The sequence below is a fragment of the Scytonema sp. PCC 10023 genome (assembly GCF_963920835.1).
In the GTDB taxonomy this organism is placed as follows: domain Bacteria; phylum Cyanobacteriota; class Cyanobacteriia; order Cyanobacteriales; family Nostocaceae; genus Kalymmatonema.
Genome location: NZ_CAWUDP010000034.1, coordinates 39422 through 56070 on the forward strand (window position 1 = coordinate 39422; position 16649 = coordinate 56070).

Below are 16649 nucleotides of genomic sequence, written 5' to 3' on the forward strand. Positions count from 1 at the left end.
TTGGAAAGGCAAACAACCGTTCGCCCCTACAATTGGGTGTACCTCAGCCAGATGAAAACGATGAAAACTGCTATATTAATCAGCCCTCAATCACTCTAAACGATGAGATGCTATCGTGTGGGATACCAACATTTGCAACATTAGGGTATTCGCCTATTCCAAGCTCCCAACTGTTACCTCCAAAGTTGGCGTGCTCAAAAAACTGCCATCTACCACCCATTATTCTGATTGATGAGATTTTGTCATTCCAAAAACCTCCAACGTGAGGGCGATCATGGGTCTGGACCTCTGATTCATCTCCAGTGAAATTTACATGTGAATAGACTACCATTGCAGCCATATACTACCTCCATAAATTGTTTCAGGCGTTAACAATCGTATTTCTCTAAACTGTGGGAGTGTAACGATTAGCTATTACCCCAATTGTCTGTGAGTGCTAATGTTAAGAAAGGTTACTCCTACGATAGGAAAAATAACTTTTACCAATTGATTGTTCTTCAAAGCTGAACTATTAAGTTCTTTAGCTCTAAAAATCATTAAACTCTACTGCTAACTGAGTTACTGCCTGAGAACCGCTGAGTTATTCTGACTTCCCGCCAGAGTTATACTGTCTTTTACTTGGCGGACAATTCTACACGTGCATAAGTTGTTTTTGCTGACACCTACATAGAAAGTGCAGAACAGTTAGTTCCCCAGAGCAACTGTCTTTCAGCAAAAGTAGAGTTTAGTACATATAAATTAAGTTTTGTCAATACTTAAGCTCTCAAATTTCCCAAAGTTCAATCTGTATGGTTTCCATCAGATAAAAGCCATGTCTAGATCGCTCAGGGTTAATCAAGGGTGCATTGAACAAGCCAAATTAGCAGTCAGGCGTAACGGCTTTCCCAGCCAAAGAGCTTTGGCTGAGGATGCAGGACTGTCTCTAGCCACAGTCAGCAATTTCCTGACAGGTAAACCTGTTGACCGTGCCAGTTTTGTAGAACTGTGTCAGATGTTGGCACTGGAGTGCGAACAGATAGCACAACTGGATGTTGCCGCTCGTTCCCAAACAAAAGATGATTTGGCATTTGCAAGGATTGCCAACAAACACCAGGACTGGGGAGAAGCAATTGATGTCTCATTATTTTATGGGCGCACTGAAGAATTGACGACATTAGAGCAATGGATTGCGGTTCAGCGCTGTCGCTTGGTGGCGGTGCTCGGCATGGGCGGGATTGGGAAAACTGCTGTTGCAGCCAAGGTAGCAGTACAAGTGCAGCATGAGTTTGAGTATGTGATTTGGCGAAGTCTCTTGCATGCCCCACCCGTAGAAACGCTTCTGGGTGAGCTGGTCGCTTTTGTGTCTGACTTTGGGGAAACTTCTACTGAGATAGCACGGCTGATTTATTACCTGCGCTCTAGAAGATGCCTGCTGATTTTGGACAACATGGAAACTATTCTGGAGGCAGGTGAGGCTGGACAATTCCGCGCAGGTTATGAAGGATATGGCGAACTGCTCAAATTGATTGGAGAAACCGCCCACTCTAGTTGCTTAATCCTCACGAGTCGGGAAAAACCGTCGGAGATTGCCGTTAATGAGGGCGATAAACTGCCAGTGCGCTCCCTACGTTTGAATGGTTCACCTCAAGCAGCGATCGCTTTGCTCGATACCAAAGGACTGGTGGGTGGTGATGCCCAAAAGCAGCAGTTGTGCGATCGCTACAGCAACAATCCTCTAGCAGTAAAAATTGTAGCTACCTCAATTCAAGACCTCTTTGACGGGGATATTGAGGTATTTTTGCAACAGAACACTTTTGTTTTCAATGGCATTCGGCGATTGCTAGACCAGCATTTTGAGCGCCTCTCTCCTCTGGAGAAGAGCATCATGTACTGGTTGGCGATTAATCGCGAAGGAACGACCATTGCTGAGCTAGAGTCAGACATGGTACCTACAGTGCCTCGGGGAAATTTGTTGGAAGCTCTAGAAAGTCTATGGGCGCGATCGCTGCTGGAAAAACAGTGTTGCCGCTACACGCAACAACCTGTGGTGATGGAGTACGTGAATGAAAACATAATTGAGTCAGTTTGTCAAGATATTACCACAGAAGAACCCGGATTATTGCTTAGCCATGCTCTGATCAAAGCAACAGCCAAGGAGTATGTCAGAGAAATTCAGATTCGCCTGATTTTAAAACCGATTGCAGACAGGCTCCTGACGACCTTAAAATTTAAGAAAAATCTCGAAGCTAAACTGGAGCGCATTTTAGTCAAACTGCAAGCCGAATTTCCTGGCGCTGCTGGATATGGCGGCGGCAATCTAATTAATTTATCGAGTCAACTCAAAATTAATTTAGCTTCCTTCGACTTTTCAAATCTGACAATTTGGCAAGCAGATCTCCGGCGGGTGAATTTGGCTGGTGTTAATTTCCAGAACGCCGCTTTTGCTAAGTCTGTGTTCGCCCAAACCTTAAGCAGTGTTTTGTCGGTGACCTTTAGCCCCGATGGCAAACTGTTAGCGACGGGCGATGTAGATGGTATCATCCGTTTATGGCAAGTGACAAATTGTCAACAATTGTTGACGTTGAAAGGGCATTGTGGTTGGGTATGGGCGATCGCCTTCAGTCCGGATGGTCGTACCCTGGCTAGTAGCGGTAATGACTTCAGTGTGCGGTTGTGGGATGTCGCTTCTGGCCGTTGCGTAAGAGTTTTGCAGGAGCACACCAGTGGAGTCTGGTCGGTCAGCTTCAGCCCAGATGGCAAGACCCTGGCGAGTGGCTCTCAAGACTCCAGTGTTCGGTTGTGGGATGTTACTGACGGCGCGTGCCTCAGAGCGTGGCACGGTCATGCTGGTTCGGTATGGACAGTCACGTTTAGTCCCGATGGTCGTACCCTAGCGAGTGGCTCTCAAGACTCCTCGGTTCGGCTGTGGGATGCAAAAACGGGCCACTGCGTAGGAGCTTTGCACGGTCACAGCGGTGGAGTACGCTCACTAGCTTGGAGTCCAGATGGACAGACGCTGGCGAGTGGCAGTCATGATTCCACTGTACGGCTGTGGGATGTACGTTCTGGTGTAGAACTAAAGGATGCAACGTCTGTACATATCTTGCACGGTCATAGCACTGAGGTACGCTCAGTAGCCTGGAGTCCGGATGGTCGGACGCTCGCCAGTGGAAGTAATGACTCCTCGGTACGGTTGTGGGATGTGGCTTCTGGCACTTGCCTAAGAGGTTTGCAAGGTCATAGCAGTGGAGTACGCTCAGTAGCTTGGAGTCCCGATGGTCGTACCGTGGTCAGTGGAAGTTATGACGCCTCAGTACGGTTGTGGGATGTGCGCGACGGCGAAGCCTTAAGAGCTTTGCAGGGTCACAGCAATGGAGTACGCTCAGTAGCTTGGAGTCCAGATGGCAAGACGCTGGCTAGTGGCAGTTTAGACTCCCTAGTTCGGTTGTGGGATGTACGTAACGGTGTAGAACTTTCAGATGCAACGCCTGTAGATATCTTGCATGGTCACAGCAATACGGTATACTCAGTCACCTTCACTCCGGATGGTCGTACCCTGGTCAGTGGCAGTGATGATTCCTCAGTACGGTTGTGGGATGTGTCACAACGTAGGTGCCTACTGGCGTTGCAGGGACACAGCTGGGTACACTCAGTAGCTTGGAGTCCGGATGGTCGTACCCTCGCCAGTGGAAGTTATGATTCCTCGGTGCGATTGTGGAATGTGCGTTCTAGTGTAGAGACGTTGCATCCGAGAGTTCTACATATCTTGCACGGTCACAGCAGTTTGGTCCCCTCAGTCAGCTTTAGTCCAGATGGTCGGACGCTCGCTAGTGGCAGTGCTGACCAAACAGTTCGCTTGTGGGATGTCACTGACGGTGCGTGTCTCAAAGTTTTGCATGGTCACACCGACTGGGTATGCTCAGTAGCTTGGAGTCCGGATGGTCGTATCCTTGCAACTTGCAGTAATGACTCCTTGGTGAAGTTGTGGGACGTTGCTGACGGTACGTGTCTCAAAGTTTTACACGGTCATACCAGTGGAGTATGGGCAGTAGCTTGGAGTGCGGATGGTCGTATCCTAGCTAGTGGCAGTGCTGACCAAACAGTTCGCTTGTGGGATGTCGCTGAAGGGAAATGTCTCAAAGTTTTGCAAGGTCACACCAGTTGGGTACGCTCAATAGCTTGGAGTCCGGATGGTCTGGTACTCGCCAGTGGCAGCCAAGATGAGACGATCAAGCTTTGGGATGTCAAAACGGATGAGTGCAAAAAAACGCTGATAGCTGATCGGCTATACGAGGGGATGAACATCACTGGTGTTACAGGTTTAACTGTAGCGCAGAAAGGCACACTCAAAGCTTTAGGGGCAGTGGAGTTTTGTTGAACTGATCGGGTGAATCAATCAAATATTTCAAATAGCTACGTTCTTAAGCTGCGCACACTAACTACAAATGCAGATTCAGTCACTTGGAATGTAGGCACTCAAGAATACTAACTGGTTCACCATTTCTTCAGCGGATTTGGCTGCCATAAGTTTTAAGACTCGTCGCATTTGCTCACCCACCGAGTATTCTTGTGATGAAATAACAATTCCAGTATGAGTTCGTCGTTCAGCCATGTAGACGCTGTGCAACTGGCAGAAGTCTCCAACGTTAAACGTATACAAGACTCGCTGCTGCTCAGTTGCAAGAATCAACTGGTCTGCATCACTGAAGCTAGTTGTACCAATTTCTCCAACAGTTGTAACGTCTACCCCTCTCGCTCTTAAGGCTCTGACAAACTGCCGATCCATTGAATCTTCATCGATAAATAGGCGAATCAGACTCATGCTAGTTGACCCATCTCGGCAGCAAGTCGCTCGTAGTCTGCTTTTTCAGCACTCAGGTAAGCTTCAATTTCTTCTCGGTTGGCATGGTAATAGGTCAAAGCTGCATAAACTTGAGCCAAGGTCAGATTACCCATCCGCTCGACAATTTCTTCTGCATTTAGTCCCATCTTGTACCAAGCTGCAATCCGCTGAACAGAAACCCTGGTGCTAGCAATCCGAGGACGACCGCCGCAAATTCCGGGTGTGTGGACAATCAGTGTGCCAATGTCGATAACAGATTGCATAAACTTTACTGACTCGCCTTCTGCTTTCATCATAACCAAGCAAGATGAAACCCCTTCCTCCACTGGTTGGGAAACGGAACAGGCTAACGATCAATCTCACTGACCGGAGACAACCTCCGCATCCCACCGATAACTCTGGTACGTTCTGGTGCAGCGACTAGTTAGACAGCTTGGCATATACTTGTAGTTATCTTCACCCATTTTCAGATATTCTTAATCCTACCCGTGACCTTAGAAGTAGAGTTCCAACGGTTTCTTTATCAAAGCCTAATTCCTTTAGCAGCAATATTTCAATAAGAACCTTTAGCCTCTGAATTTGCAAGCGAAAATCTTTACCGTATACATCTTCGTTATATCCACTACCATGAGATAGGTTATTTCTAATTTTTACAATCTTGTTAACAAAATCATCTCTAGATTTACCATCCAAAAACACATTGAAGGCTTTTTCAGATTTTTTAAGATGCTTAATAATTTCTTGAAGGCTTGCACTCTTTAATAAGCTCATTATTTTTACACTTAAACTGGTATGATTGCTGTTCTTTAATTTGCTTTTCAGCCATCCTTTATAGTTTTCTTCTTGAACTTGATTAATAATTGCCTCTACCATTTCTAAATATTCATTTTCAGGTTTTTCAATCTTCTTTATATTAGGATTTAGATTCTTTTGACAATAAGATTCTAGAGCTTGAATCAAGCTAAGAAATTCCTGTTGAGGATAATATGAATCAGGATTTTCCAATGTTCCAAAATAGAGTTCAGAAATTGTTCCTAAATCTTTTACTTTATTAAACCAATTTTTAACAAAGAACTCAAAATTATCTGAAATATCACGAAAAGTGAAAAACTACACTTACAGATTACTTGATTTCGGATCTTAGTTCAGAGTCAAGTAGATAGTTAGCTAATCTCGATAGCCATCGTAATCTCGGTAGTTGTAATCTCGGTTAGTTCGGCGGGGTCTGCCGTCCCTAGAACAGATTCGCCGGGTTTGATTTTCTGCCACCCATCCTGGTTCTGGAGCATAAATTTCCAGCCAATCGCCTTGCTGTCCGATAACTTCTAACTCCGTGCCGTTAGGCAGCATGGTAATCAAGTTGTTAAAGCGAACTTTGGGTGCTGATCGAACATCGACGTAGCCGTCCCAGTGCTTTGCAACCGTGCGACAAGATCCTGCTTGAGCCATTTGGGTAGAACTGGTTAGGAAACAAGTGAGGAGTGTTGTTACACTCAGGCTCATAGGAGCTAATAACCTAGTGAATTGAACGGGAGATTGAATGCGGTTCATTGAAATATTCCCTTTTAGCTTCGCTGTCTTGCTTTGGGCGCTGTCTTTAGTGTCATAACTAAATCGTATGGTTGTCGCTTGTTTGCCACCTCGCACGATCAGTTTGCGCGATTGATTCATCCGATCGGGTGAATCGACCGATGGAGCAAACAGGCGCGTTAGCAGGAAGTGGTGAAGTGGTGAAACCAGTGACTCTAATATCAAAGAGCCTTCTAGCTATACCAGAAATCAATGATCTCTGTTTGGAATGAGCAATGGCTAGGTCAATTCCCGCTCTGCGACCAATCGGCAAACGCATAATGAAAAGTGTTCACCTTTGCTTACCTGTCAGGATGTCCTTTGCTCGCTATCTCAATACGCTTCGAGCGATTTGGCAACCCGCACAATCTACGGTTTCCCAGGAATTTTTGGCGTGGCGACATCGCTTTTTGTTCAACCGTATTCGTTTACTGGTTTGGGTTGTCCTAATTGTGTTGTTGTTGGTGACAATCCTCAACCTGACAATCAACATTCCCAGCCTCAATGCTTTGGGTAATCCACAGATGGCATTTGGTGCAGAAAGAACCTTGAGGTATGTCCAGACGAGTGGAACTCAGATTGTGAGTGTACTGCTGTGTCTGCTGCTCCTCAAGCATCCCAGTATCCGCGCTCACCCAGAACGGTTATTTTTGCTGTTTGCTTGGTCTGTTCTGCTGTCACCTCAAATCATCGACACCTTTTATAAAGAAGCCCGATTTGACGCAGGTGATTGGATTCTGTTTTATGCCATCCAAGCAATCCTAATTCCGGTACAATGGCGGTTGCACATTATATCACAATTAGTTGTTTTGGGCTACTTCACCGTTGCGGTACTGCTGGGGTTGAGAGATCCCGATGTGTCACTCTCAGCAACCTATGTGCTAGGAGGTTTTTATGCTGTTTTGATTTGCTTCGTAGCAGATCTAGGGGTGTTTCTCTACGAACGTTCCTTGCAACGGGAATTGAAAATGCGGCAACAACTGCAAGTGTTTCTCCATGCGGTTTCTCATGATTTACGCAATCCCGTGTTGGGCATGGTCATGACATTAAAAAGCTTTTTGAAGCCATCGGGTGAAGATGCAAAGATTCCTCAAGAACTACTGGAGCAAATGATTGCCAGTGGCGATCGCCAAGTTGAACTCATTAACTCGCTGCTGTCCGCGCATTCCACTGAGTTGCATGGCATTGTCCTTCACCGTCAGCCAATCAGACTGGATACATTGGTAAATTCAATCATCACTGATTTTCAGCCATTCTTTACACAAGCACAAACAACGTTAACCCAGGTCATCTCACCTGACTTGCCATTGGTGAATGCTGATCCACTACATCTGCGACGGGTGTACGAGAACTTGATTTCCAACGCGCTGCGATACAACCGTCCTGGCTTGCATTTGACGTTTAGTGCAGAAGTTATTGAAGGGAAGCAGAAAGGCAAAGGTTCTAGGCGGCGGAGAATTTTTCACCCCAAAGCTAACAGTCAAAACCTAACAGCTAAAAGCCAGTGGGTTCGCTGTACAGTGAGTGACAATGGTGTTGGCATGACTCAGCAGCAATGCGATCGCCTCTTTGAGCTTTACACGCGTGGTCCCGACAGGCGACAGTCTCTTAGCCTTGGCTTAGGACTCTATATGTGTCGGCAAATTATTACCGCGCATGGTGGAGACATCGGCGTCATCAGCAGTCCGGGTCATGGCTCCACGTTTTGGTTTACACTGCCCGTTTAGTAGTGAGTTCACGATGAACGTCAATAATATACATACCAATCAAGCCGCCAGCAAGCACACCCGTCTAGCTGCCTTTTGGGCTGTCCTCGGTGCGCTGGGGACGCTTGCTGTTTTCCCTTACCTGGTAGCACTCAACCAGTCGTCAACCGCATCACTGCCTCTGCCGTTACCTGTATTAGCGATCGCCAGCGCAATCCAAAGCGGCGTTCTCCTTTTCATCCTGGGCTGGATTGGGCTACGGTTGGGGCGATCGCTGGGACTCGACACTCCCTTTGCGCGTGCCTTTGTTTATCGGTTAAAACCACCCGCCCTATCGAAACGTGCCATTAATTTTGCGCTGATCAGCGGTTTTTTAGGAGGATTTGTCATCCTTGGGCTGGCTTTCCTGTTTCAACCCTTTATGCCGCAAACAGCACAGTCTACAACTCTCAACATTGCCCTGTGGAAGCGCGCACTGGCTTCTTTTTATGGCGGAATTACCGAGGAGCTATTACTGCGCCTATTTTTGATGACGCTGATTGCCTGGGTTTTCTGGAAGATTGGGCTGCGAGAAGGAGAACAACCTTCACGGCTTGCGTTCTGGCTAGCGATCGCGCTCTCTGCCCTGCTGTTTGGGGTTGGTCATCTGCCAAGCGCTGCTGCCCTTTGGTCGTTGACCCCAATTGTCATTGCCCGAACGATGGTGCTAAACTCCCTGCTGGGGATAGCATTTGGCTTCCTCTACTGGCAGTGGGGGTTGGAATACGCCATGTTGTCTCATTTCTGTGCTGATATCGTGCTGCATATCATCGGTGGTAGTTAAGGCACCTATCCGACTAAGCCCGATCGCAACGCCACCACAGCCGCTTGCACTCGGTCATTCACCAGCAGCTTATTCATGATTCCTCGCACATAAGTTTTAACAGTGTGTTCGCTCAGGTACAACGCCTTGGCAATGTCTGGATTGCTGCAACCATCCACAATCAGCCGCAACACCTCCAGTTCCCGGTCTGATAGCGTTCCGGGAGGTATGGATGGAGTGGGTTTTGTCGCTCTTGGAGGTGGTTTGAGCTGGTCAATCACAGACTGAGCCACTTGGGCATCTAGGTAAGTTGCTCCTTCATGAACCACAGCGATCGCTTTAACTAACTGCTCCGCACTCGTTCCTTTGACACAGTAGCCTTCAGCACCACTCGAAAGCGCGGCAATCACCTCAGTTTGAGAGGTATGGGACGTGAGCATCACGACCTTCACATTCGGTAAGACTCGCTTAATTTCTTGCGTAGCAGCAATTCCATCCATATGCGGCATCCCAACATCCATGACAACCACATCCGGCTGGAGGGCTACAGCGGCTTCCACGCCCAAATATCCATCCTCTGCCATTCCAACAATTTCAAGCTGAGGTTGGTTAGAGAGCGAATGTTTCAGTCCAATCCGCATCATGGGGTCATCTTCGACAATCAAAATTCGTAGCGTTAGTTGCTTAGGTTCCTCACTCATATAAAAGCTTAATTAAATAATTTTCTTAATAGAAGAGTACAATTTCGTTTTATTAGTTTTAGTAGCTAGACACGAATGACCTGAGTCAGGTCAGCGGTTTAAAATTTTATCTTAAATGTCATGTTATTGAGGGAAGCACCCTGTTTGCATATAAAATGCAAAAAAATTTTGTGATAGATGATTGCGCTTGCAATTTGCTCGACGTTAACCAATGCGCGTCCAATGAGTTGGGAGTTCCACATCATCTGGTAAGCGAGTTGTGACATCGCCTAGTGCCAATGTAATCTGATGCGGTTCCAAGTTTTTTGCTCCTGTCAGGATTGCCCCTTCGAGTTTGACATCACTCATCTTGGTTGCACTGAGATTGGCTCCCATGAGATTTGCGCCACAGAGGTTTGCTTGATCGAGAATTGCCATTTGTAAGTTGGTACCCATCAGATTTGCTCCACCAAGGTCAGCTTCTCTGAGGCTTGCTTCAGAAAAGTTGGCAAAAAACACCTCTGTGTGTTGTAGTTTAGCTGCATTAAGGTTTGCACCTTGCAGGTTCGCTCCATTGAGGTTTGCTTGTTGCAAATTGGCTCCAATCAAACCTGTTTCCTGAAGGTTGGCTTTACCCAGCTTTGCTCCTTGCAAATTAGCTAAAAACAGCTTTGCCTCTTGTAAGTTAGCAACTTTTAAATTAGACCCAGCCAAATTGGCTTTATATAAGTTAGCTCCCTGTAGATTAGCTCCACGCAGACTTGCTCCTGTAAGATTTGCTGCACGCAAGTTTGCCCCACACACCCAAGCCCGGTTGAGGTTTGCCCCACAGAGGTTTGCATCTGCTAAATTGGTTGATTGCAAGTTGGCTTCATACAGAATTGACCCACACAGTTGAGCACCCTCCAAATCTGCCTCACTCAAGTCCGCTTCTCGTAGGTCTGCTTGACATAGGTCAGATCCGCGCAAGTCTGCTTGTTGCAGATTTGCTTTATGCAGGTCTGCTCCCCTCATGTCGGCATACCGTAAATCAATTCTCTGATTTGGCTGGTCTTTTTCGGCATCGCGCCTAGCGATGACGCTCAAAGCTGCTTGAATATCTGTACGAATCCTTGCTGGTGTCTGTTGTGTTTCCTCCTCTTGCGATTGACTAGCAGCATTTTCTCGCACAAAAGCTGTCAGAATTTCCATGATTGTCCAGTATTCTTTAGGACAATCTTGGGCAACTCTTTCTAAGGTGTAAATTGCGCCTATGCGTGTTGCAACACTTTCATGGCCAAGCTGAGTGATTGCTGTCATAAAGCGTTCTGCAACTAGCTGTTCTTGACCTAGGAGGGCATTCTTCGTTTCAATCTCATTGCTTTTTTCGGCTGCGATCGCCAAAAGGCGGGCACTCTGTGCCATCGCCCTTTTTTGACTCGCTTCCACTCCTTTCGCTGCCACATATGCATGAATCATCACTGCCAATCCCAAAAAAAAGGTTGCAGTCGTTGATAATGCTTGAGTTCTATTTTCTATTTTTTGTTCGTTTGACAACCCCGAGCTTTGGGAAAATGTTAAAAATATCACCGTAGGTGATAAAGTAAACATCGCTGTTATTACTATCAACCAATTTTTTAGTACGTCTGTCTTCCTAGCAGACATAATTGTTGTGTCCCTCAAAACACCGAAGTATTACGTAAATTATTTGAAAAAAGAGTATAGCATTTGTCTCAAAAATTCAATATCTGCCGAAAGCTCGGTAGATGCTGCTGTTGCTTTGCATTGCCCATTTGAGAATCTGCTCTTAGACAAAAAGCTTGCCTTTCACCAGATATCACCCATATTTGATGATATTTATTGTGATTCCAAGTGTTGAGAGCCTTTGGTATGCGTCCCATAGACACTGACTTATCTGATTTATTTTTGATACATTCTAGTACCATAAAGGTCTGTCGCAAATAGGGTAGCTTGGTAGAGAATTGTTTATTGTTGGTTACCATCATTAAAGTTTGCGCCCTGACATTGTCTTTTTCAAATCGTTTGTCTCGCGGAAATCTTTGCCCGCTATATTGCTTTGTATCTCCTTTAGAGCCATCAAAGGAGAATCGCAAAAATTAGCAATAATTTCCATTACGAATTGTTCTACAAAATCAAGTGCACCCTGAGAAGGTTCCATCTTTTCATCAAACAGTTGTCTGACTACCATCCCTCTATTTTATTTAAAGTAATTATCTTGATTGATTTTGAGAAATGACGCAACCCTCTAAGGAAACTTTTTTTTATTTGATTTCTTAAAATAATTTTTCTAATTCTCTGGGACATCAATAAATAACTACAGCTAATATCCTTAATATTAGACAGTAATAGTTAATACTTGACCTACCATATACGGTTTTTACAGAAAATTCAAATTATAAAGATTTGATAAATATAGCGGTTTTGTTTGGTTTGTGAACTTGACTTTTTTTTAAAATCCTACATGACACAGACTAAAGAGAGTTTGGAGGATCTTACGATTTGCTAGCGATTTCTATACACAGATAATTAAACCCAACAAAACAGAAAAAATATATTGTGTAACTTGTATGATTAATGATGTCAAAACTGGCATTGTTCGATAGAATGAAAAATTGCAAAACACTTAACCGATATAACAGTTAAGATAATAGTTAAGAAAAGAAATGATTTGCTGACAGTGTTACACATAGTAACCCGAACTCTGATAGCAGAAACAGCGTAAGCATTTGCCTCACCGCAAAAGATGCAGGAAAATTTACAGCCGATTGTTAGAGATTTAGTGCTGATTGGTGGCGGTCACAGCCATGCCATTGTGCTAAGAATGTTTGGCATGAAACCAATACCCGGAGTGCGTTTAACGTTGATTACCGAAAGTTCGGATACACCGTACTCTGGAATGCTACCAGGACACATTGCCGGATTTTACAGTCATGACGAATGCCATATTGACTTACGACGCTTAGCGAATTTTGCTCAAGCGCAGTTGTATATTGACCGAGTTGTTGGTCTTGATTTAGAGAACAACAAAGTTATTTGTGCTAACCGTCCTGCGGTAGCTTTCGATGTGCTGTCGATTGATATTGGTAGCACTCCCGCCACAATATCTGTACCAGGTGCAGCAGAATATACAATTGCGGCTAAGCCTGTATCTAAATTGCTACAACACTGGGAGGAAATTTGTAGAGACGAGAGGTGGCGCGTCTCTACATCACCTCAAGAACCCATGAAAATTGCAATTGTGGGTGGAGGTGCAGGCGGCGTAGAATTGGCGTTGTCAATGCAAGCTCATTTACATCGGATTTTATCTGGTGCCTTGAGTGAGGTTGGAAACAAGACAAAAGCTTTGGAAATTCATCTGTTTCAGCGCGAAGCGGAACTGATGCCTCATTATCACAAGTCGGTGCAAGGTTTAGTTAAGCAAGTTTTGCTTCACAAGGGTGTTGAGTTGCATCTTGGGGAAAGTGTGTGTCAAGTCAAACCGCATACAGTGATATGTGAATCTGGGTTGACAGTTGAGTGCAATTCAATTTTCTGGGTGACACAAGCATCAGCACCCCAGTGGTTAAAATCAGCCGGACTCGCGACTGATGAGCAAGGTTTTATTTTGGTTGAGGATACATTGCAATCTTTGTCTCACCCCCACGTCTTTGCTGCTGGTGATATTGCCACAATGGTAAATCATCCTCGTCCCAAAGCTGGAGTGTTTGCTGTAAGACAAGGTAAGCCCTTATTTGAAAATTTGCAGCGAGTTTTGTTAGGAAAGCCCCTCAAACCCTATAAACCACAGAAACAATATTTAAGTTTAATTGGTACAGGAGATGGACGGGCGATCGCTACACGCGGTTCGTTTACCTTACCACCTAGCAAACTCCTATGGCGCTCCAAAGACTGGATTGACCGCTCTTTTATGGAACGCTTCAATGATTTGCCAGAAATGGGGACTAGAAACTGGGGGAATAATTTTCCCAATCTCCAATCCCCAATCGCCAATACCGAATCCCTGGTAATGCGTTGTGCTGGATGTGGTTCAAAGGTGGGTAGTACAGTTTTAGAGAGAGTTTTGTCCCGTATCAAATTAGAACAACCGAGTGGAGAAGAAAGAACAGATATCGTCATTGGTTTGGATGCACCAGATGACGCGGCGGTGGTGCAAGTCCCAACAGGACAGTTGATGGTACATACTATTGATTATTTTCGTAGTTTGATTAATGATGCGTATATCTTTGGACAAATTAGCGCCAATCATTGCTTGAGTGATATTTTTGCAATGGGGGCTATTCCTCAAAGTAGTTTGGCGATCGCCACCGTTCCCTACGCCGAACCAGCCAAAGTCGAAGAAACCCTTTATCAGTTATTGTCGGGTGCTGTGAAAGTACTCAACCAATCTCAAGCACCTCTGATTGGCGGACATACTACCGAAGGCGCAGAACTGGGATTTGGGTTATCTTGCAACGGTTTAGCTTATCCTGACAGACTGTTACGCAAAAGCGGAATGCAACCAGGACAAGTCCTGATTTTGACCAAAGCACTCGGAACAGGGACACTGTTTGCTGCTGATATGCGCCGCCAAGCAAAAGGTCGTTGGATTGATGATGCTGTAGAGTCGATGCTACTGTCAAATCAAGCTGCTGCTGCGTGTTTATTGGAACATCAGGCAACTGCTTGCACTGATGTCACAGGTTTTGGATTGCTGGGACACTTAATGGAGATGGTGTTAGCTTCTTCTAATGTGGCGATTGAGTTACAACTAGAAGCTATCCCAGTGTTGGCAGGAGCAAGGGAGACTACAGAAAAAGGGATTTTTAGCTCACTGCATCCAGAAAATCTGCGAGCATCACGTTATATTGATAACTTAGAGCAAGTTGAGAGTCATGCGCATTATCCTTTGTTATTCGATCCACAAACTGCTGGCGGACTCTTAGCTTCTATTCCAGAGTCACAAGCTAGTAGCTGTTTGGCTGCACTCAAAAACTTGGGATATGAATCGAGTTGTGCGATCGGGCGTGTTATGACGAAAAATGAGGGTAAAAAGCCGGTTATGCTGATTAACTAACCCAAGTTGCTAGTTAGGAAAGATTTTCAATGACCACGGGTTCGACCTCTTGCGCCAGTTCAAAGCCAAAAATTCGTGAGTAGAAGTACAGTTCCCCATCCAGAGAGCGTTTGATGTTCTGGGCATTCCGGAAGCCATGCTGCTCACCTTCAAAAGCAACATAGGCTACAGGTAAGCCTTTATTGCGCAGAATTTCGACCATTGCTTCAGCTTGGTTGGGTGGGACAACCTTATCTTCTAACCCTTGAAAGAATATCACCGGACAGGCAAGACGGTCTGCAAAATGGATTGGCGATCGCTCTTGATAAAGCTGGCGCTGCTGTGGGTAAGGACCAATTAAACCATCCAAGTACCGCGACTCAAATTTGTGCGTATCCCTTGCTAAGGCTTCGGTGTCACTCACTCCGTAGTAGCTTGCTCCTGCTTGAAATGTGTCTCGGAAGGTTAAGGCACACAGCGTCGTATAACCACCAGCACTACCGCCAGAAATTGCTAGGCGATTACCGTCCACCTCGCCCCGTTCTACCAGGTAAAGCGCACCATAGACACAATCATCGACATCCACAATTCCCCACTGACCATCCAGTTGCTGCCGATACTCGCGCCCATAACCTGTGCTACCACGGTAATTTACATCAAGAACTGCTATTCCCCGGCTAGTCCAGTACTGAATGCTAAAGTTGAGGCTACTAGAAGCTGCTGCTGTTGGACCACCGTGGCTTTTGACAAGCAGGGGAGGTTTCTCGCCAGCAGGAGCAGTGTAATCGTGGTTTTGGGGCGGGTAGAACAAACCATAGGCTGTCTGTCCATTAGATGTCGGGAACTCAATCGCTTCAGGTAGCGAAAGATAACCTGTGTTAATTGTCACTTCAGTTGAGTGGCGTAGTATCTCAAGTTTTCCTGTTCTCAAATCTAGTTGGACAATAGCTCTTGGTTCGGTAGGAGAAGCACCAATAAATACTACTCGCCCGTGGGCGGCTTGCAGCGAATCAATATCCGTGTAGGGAACCTCTAGGGGTTGCAGTTTGCCGCTTGTCGTATCGAGACTCGCTAAATACCAGATACCTTGCTGAGTATAAGAGCATATGATACGGTTCGTTGACTCAAAAGCATAGGTGGACAACCCCAAGAACCATTGGGGCTTGCTAAATTCAGCCTGGATTTCAGTCAGTGGTTCCACACCTCCGTCTCGCCAACGATAGAGATTCCACCAGCCTGTTTGGTCAGAGATAAAGTACAAATTGCCATCCTGTGACCACTGCGGTTGAAAGATGGATTCCTCTGAACCACCCGCAACTCGTTGGCTGTGTTCCACAGAACCGTCTGCTTTGAGTTCCCCAACCCACAGTTCTGTACCATTCCAGGGCATATTCGGATGGTTCCATGTTATCCAAGCTAAGCGATCGCCATCCGGGCTGAGTCGAGGTGCGGCATAGAAGTCATTGCCGTAGACTAGGAGCTGAGGATTTGCATTCCCCTCCACTTCCAGGCTGACCAATGTGTTGATTGGTTCACGTCCGGCAACAGTATGGTCCTCGCATACACAAATAATCCGATGTCTTTGGCGGTCAAATACACCGTCTGCATAGCGCATAGTTGCTTCCGGTGTGATGGGGTAGGGCTGCTTACCGACATCTTGACGATAGAGACGTTGGTCGGCAAAGTTAGAAAAGTAAACAGTGCTATCGGCAACTAGGAAAGAACCACCGCCGTACTCATGAACGCGGGTACGCACGTTGAAGGGAGTCGATATAACGTCTTCAGTTTGACCATCTGCAGTTCGTCGCACAACCACAGTCCGTCCTTGCTCCCACGGTCGCAACTCGCTCCAGTAAATGTCTTCGCCATCGAGAGCAATCTGTCCCAATGCGATAGTACTCGAAGTCAGTAAGTCTGTTGTGATGGGCGATCGCCAAGACCCGTAAGGTGCCACTTGTGGTTTCAACACGCACTATGCTCCTTTGTTCAAAAGCTTTGTCAAGTTGAGAATCTGCTCTCGCAATGTAAATTTTGAGGA

Annotated in this window: 14 protein-coding genes; 4 read left to right on the forward strand and 10 right to left on the reverse strand. The window is 45.9% G+C overall.

Annotated elements, in window-relative coordinates; translation table 11 throughout:
- Positions 1-79 precede the first annotated feature (79 nt).
- On the reverse strand, positions 80-340 hold the full coding sequence (locus ACM0OZ_RS20940) for a beta/gamma crystallin-related protein (RefSeq protein WP_414584744.1): 261 nt from the start codon (positions 338-340) through the stop codon (positions 80-82).
- 471 nt (positions 341-811) lie between these two features.
- Between ACM0OZ_RS20940 and ACM0OZ_RS20945 the strand changes: the two genes are divergently transcribed.
- A complete protein-coding gene (locus ACM0OZ_RS20945; RefSeq protein ID WP_414584745.1) occupies positions 812-4357 on the forward strand; it encodes an eIF2A-related protein in 3546 nt (1181 codons plus the stop codon).
- 75 nt (positions 4358-4432) lie between these two features.
- On the opposite strand, the gene ACM0OZ_RS20950 is transcribed toward ACM0OZ_RS20945, so the two are convergent.
- The 4 genes from ACM0OZ_RS20950 to ACM0OZ_RS20965 form a co-directional block, all read right to left on the reverse strand.
- Positions 4433-4801, reverse strand: coding sequence for a DUF5615 family PIN-like protein (locus tag ACM0OZ_RS20950; protein ID WP_332997030.1), 369 nt, complete (start codon positions 4799-4801; stop codon positions 4433-4435).
- Entirely contained in the window at positions 4798-5085 is a 288-nt protein-coding gene (locus ACM0OZ_RS20955; protein WP_332997064.1) for a DUF433 domain-containing protein, read from the reverse strand. The genes ACM0OZ_RS20950 and ACM0OZ_RS20955 overlap by 4 nt, the downstream gene beginning before the upstream one ends.
- Before the next feature lie 193 nt (positions 5086-5278).
- Complete coding sequence (locus ACM0OZ_RS20960) at positions 5279-5827, reverse strand: HEPN domain-containing protein (protein WP_414584747.1); 549 nt, start codon at positions 5825-5827, stop codon at positions 5279-5281.
- A gap of 162 nt (positions 5828-5989) precedes the next feature.
- A complete protein-coding gene (locus tag ACM0OZ_RS20965) occupies positions 5990-6577 on the reverse strand; it encodes an SH3 domain-containing protein (RefSeq protein WP_414584748.1) in 588 nt (195 codons plus the stop codon).
- Positions 6578-6627: 50 nt separating this feature from the next.
- On the opposite strand from ACM0OZ_RS20965, the gene ACM0OZ_RS20970 reads away from it, so the two are divergent.
- Together ACM0OZ_RS20970 and ACM0OZ_RS20975 are read left to right on the forward strand one after the other, a co-directional pair.
- Entirely contained in the window at positions 6628-8118 is a 1491-nt protein-coding gene (locus tag ACM0OZ_RS20970) for a sensor histidine kinase (protein WP_414584749.1), read from the forward strand.
- Positions 8084-8920, forward strand: coding sequence for a type II CAAX prenyl endopeptidase Rce1 family protein (locus ACM0OZ_RS20975; RefSeq protein WP_414584750.1), 837 nt, complete (start codon positions 8084-8086; stop codon positions 8918-8920). The genes ACM0OZ_RS20970 and ACM0OZ_RS20975 overlap by 35 nt, the downstream gene beginning before the upstream one ends.
- Positions 8921-8925: 5 nt before the next feature.
- On the opposite strand, the gene ACM0OZ_RS20980 is transcribed toward ACM0OZ_RS20975, so the two are convergent.
- The 4 genes from ACM0OZ_RS20980 to ACM0OZ_RS20995 form a co-directional block, all read right to left on the reverse strand.
- Positions 8926-9600, reverse strand: a complete 675-nt coding sequence (locus ACM0OZ_RS20980; RefSeq protein WP_414584751.1) for a response regulator — start codon at positions 9598-9600, stop codon at positions 8926-8928.
- Positions 9601-9804: 204 nt separating this feature from the next.
- Complete coding sequence (locus ACM0OZ_RS20985; RefSeq protein WP_414584752.1) at positions 9805-11223, reverse strand: pentapeptide repeat-containing protein; 1419 nt, start codon at positions 11221-11223, stop codon at positions 9805-9807.
- 68 nt (positions 11224-11291) lie between these two features.
- On the reverse strand, positions 11292-11564 hold the full coding sequence (locus tag ACM0OZ_RS20990) for a hypothetical protein (RefSeq protein ID WP_414584753.1): 273 nt from the start codon (positions 11562-11564) through the stop codon (positions 11292-11294).
- A complete protein-coding gene (locus ACM0OZ_RS20995; RefSeq protein WP_414584754.1) occupies positions 11564-11767 on the reverse strand; it encodes a hypothetical protein in 204 nt (67 codons plus the stop codon). The genes ACM0OZ_RS20990 and ACM0OZ_RS20995 overlap by 1 nt, the downstream gene beginning before the upstream one ends.
- A 555-nt stretch (positions 11768-12322) precedes the next feature.
- Here ACM0OZ_RS20995 and selD point away from each other — a divergent pair.
- A complete protein-coding gene (selD, locus tag ACM0OZ_RS21000) occupies positions 12323-14632 on the forward strand; it encodes a selenide, water dikinase SelD (protein ID WP_414584755.1) in 2310 nt (769 codons plus the stop codon).
- A gap of 13 nt (positions 14633-14645) precedes the next feature.
- Here selD and ACM0OZ_RS21005 read toward each other — a convergent pair whose 3' ends face one another.
- Positions 14646-16580 carry a S9 family peptidase gene (locus tag ACM0OZ_RS21005; RefSeq protein ID WP_414584757.1) on the reverse strand — a complete coding sequence of 645 codons (1935 nt, stop codon included), beginning with the start codon at positions 16578-16580 and terminating at the stop codon, positions 14646-14648.
- Positions 16581-16649: the final 69 nt, after the last annotated feature.

Excerpts from the sequence above, each read along its gene's own strand:
- ACM0OZ_RS20950 (WP_332997030.1), bottom strand. The coding sequence starts at position 4,801 with ATGAGTCTGATTCGCCTATTTATCGATGAAGATTCAATGGATCGGCAG.
- ACM0OZ_RS20995 (WP_414584754.1), bottom strand. The coding sequence starts at position 11,767 with ATGGTAGTCAGACAACTGTTTGATGAAAAGATGGAACCTTCTCAGGGT.
- ACM0OZ_RS20970 (WP_414584749.1), top strand. The coding sequence starts at position 6,628 with ATGGCTAGGTCAATTCCCGCTCTGCGACCAATCGGCAAACGCATAATG.
- ACM0OZ_RS20975 (WP_414584750.1), top strand. The coding sequence starts at position 8,084 with ATGGCTCCACGTTTTGGTTTACACTGCCCGTTTAGTAGTGAGTTCACG.
- selD (WP_414584755.1), top strand. The coding sequence starts at position 12,323 with ATGCAGGAAAATTTACAGCCGATTGTTAGAGATTTAGTGCTGATTGGT.
- ACM0OZ_RS20990 (WP_414584753.1), bottom strand. The coding sequence starts at position 11,564 with ATGATGGTAACCAACAATAAACAATTCTCTACCAAGCTACCCTATTTG.
- ACM0OZ_RS20945 (WP_414584745.1), top strand. The coding sequence starts at position 812 with ATGTCTAGATCGCTCAGGGTTAATCAAGGGTGCATTGAACAAGCCAAA.
- ACM0OZ_RS20955 (WP_332997064.1), bottom strand. The coding sequence starts at position 5,085 with ATGCAATCTGTTATCGACATTGGCACACTGATTGTCCACACACCCGGA.
- ACM0OZ_RS20940 (WP_414584744.1), bottom strand. The coding sequence starts at position 340 with ATGGCTGCAATGGTAGTCTATTCACATGTAAATTTCACTGGAGATGAA.
- ACM0OZ_RS20980 (WP_414584751.1), bottom strand. The coding sequence starts at position 9,600 with ATGAGTGAGGAACCTAAGCAACTAACGCTACGAATTTTGATTGTCGAA.
- ACM0OZ_RS20985 (WP_414584752.1), bottom strand. The coding sequence starts at position 11,223 with ATGTCTGCTAGGAAGACAGACGTACTAAAAAATTGGTTGATAGTAATA.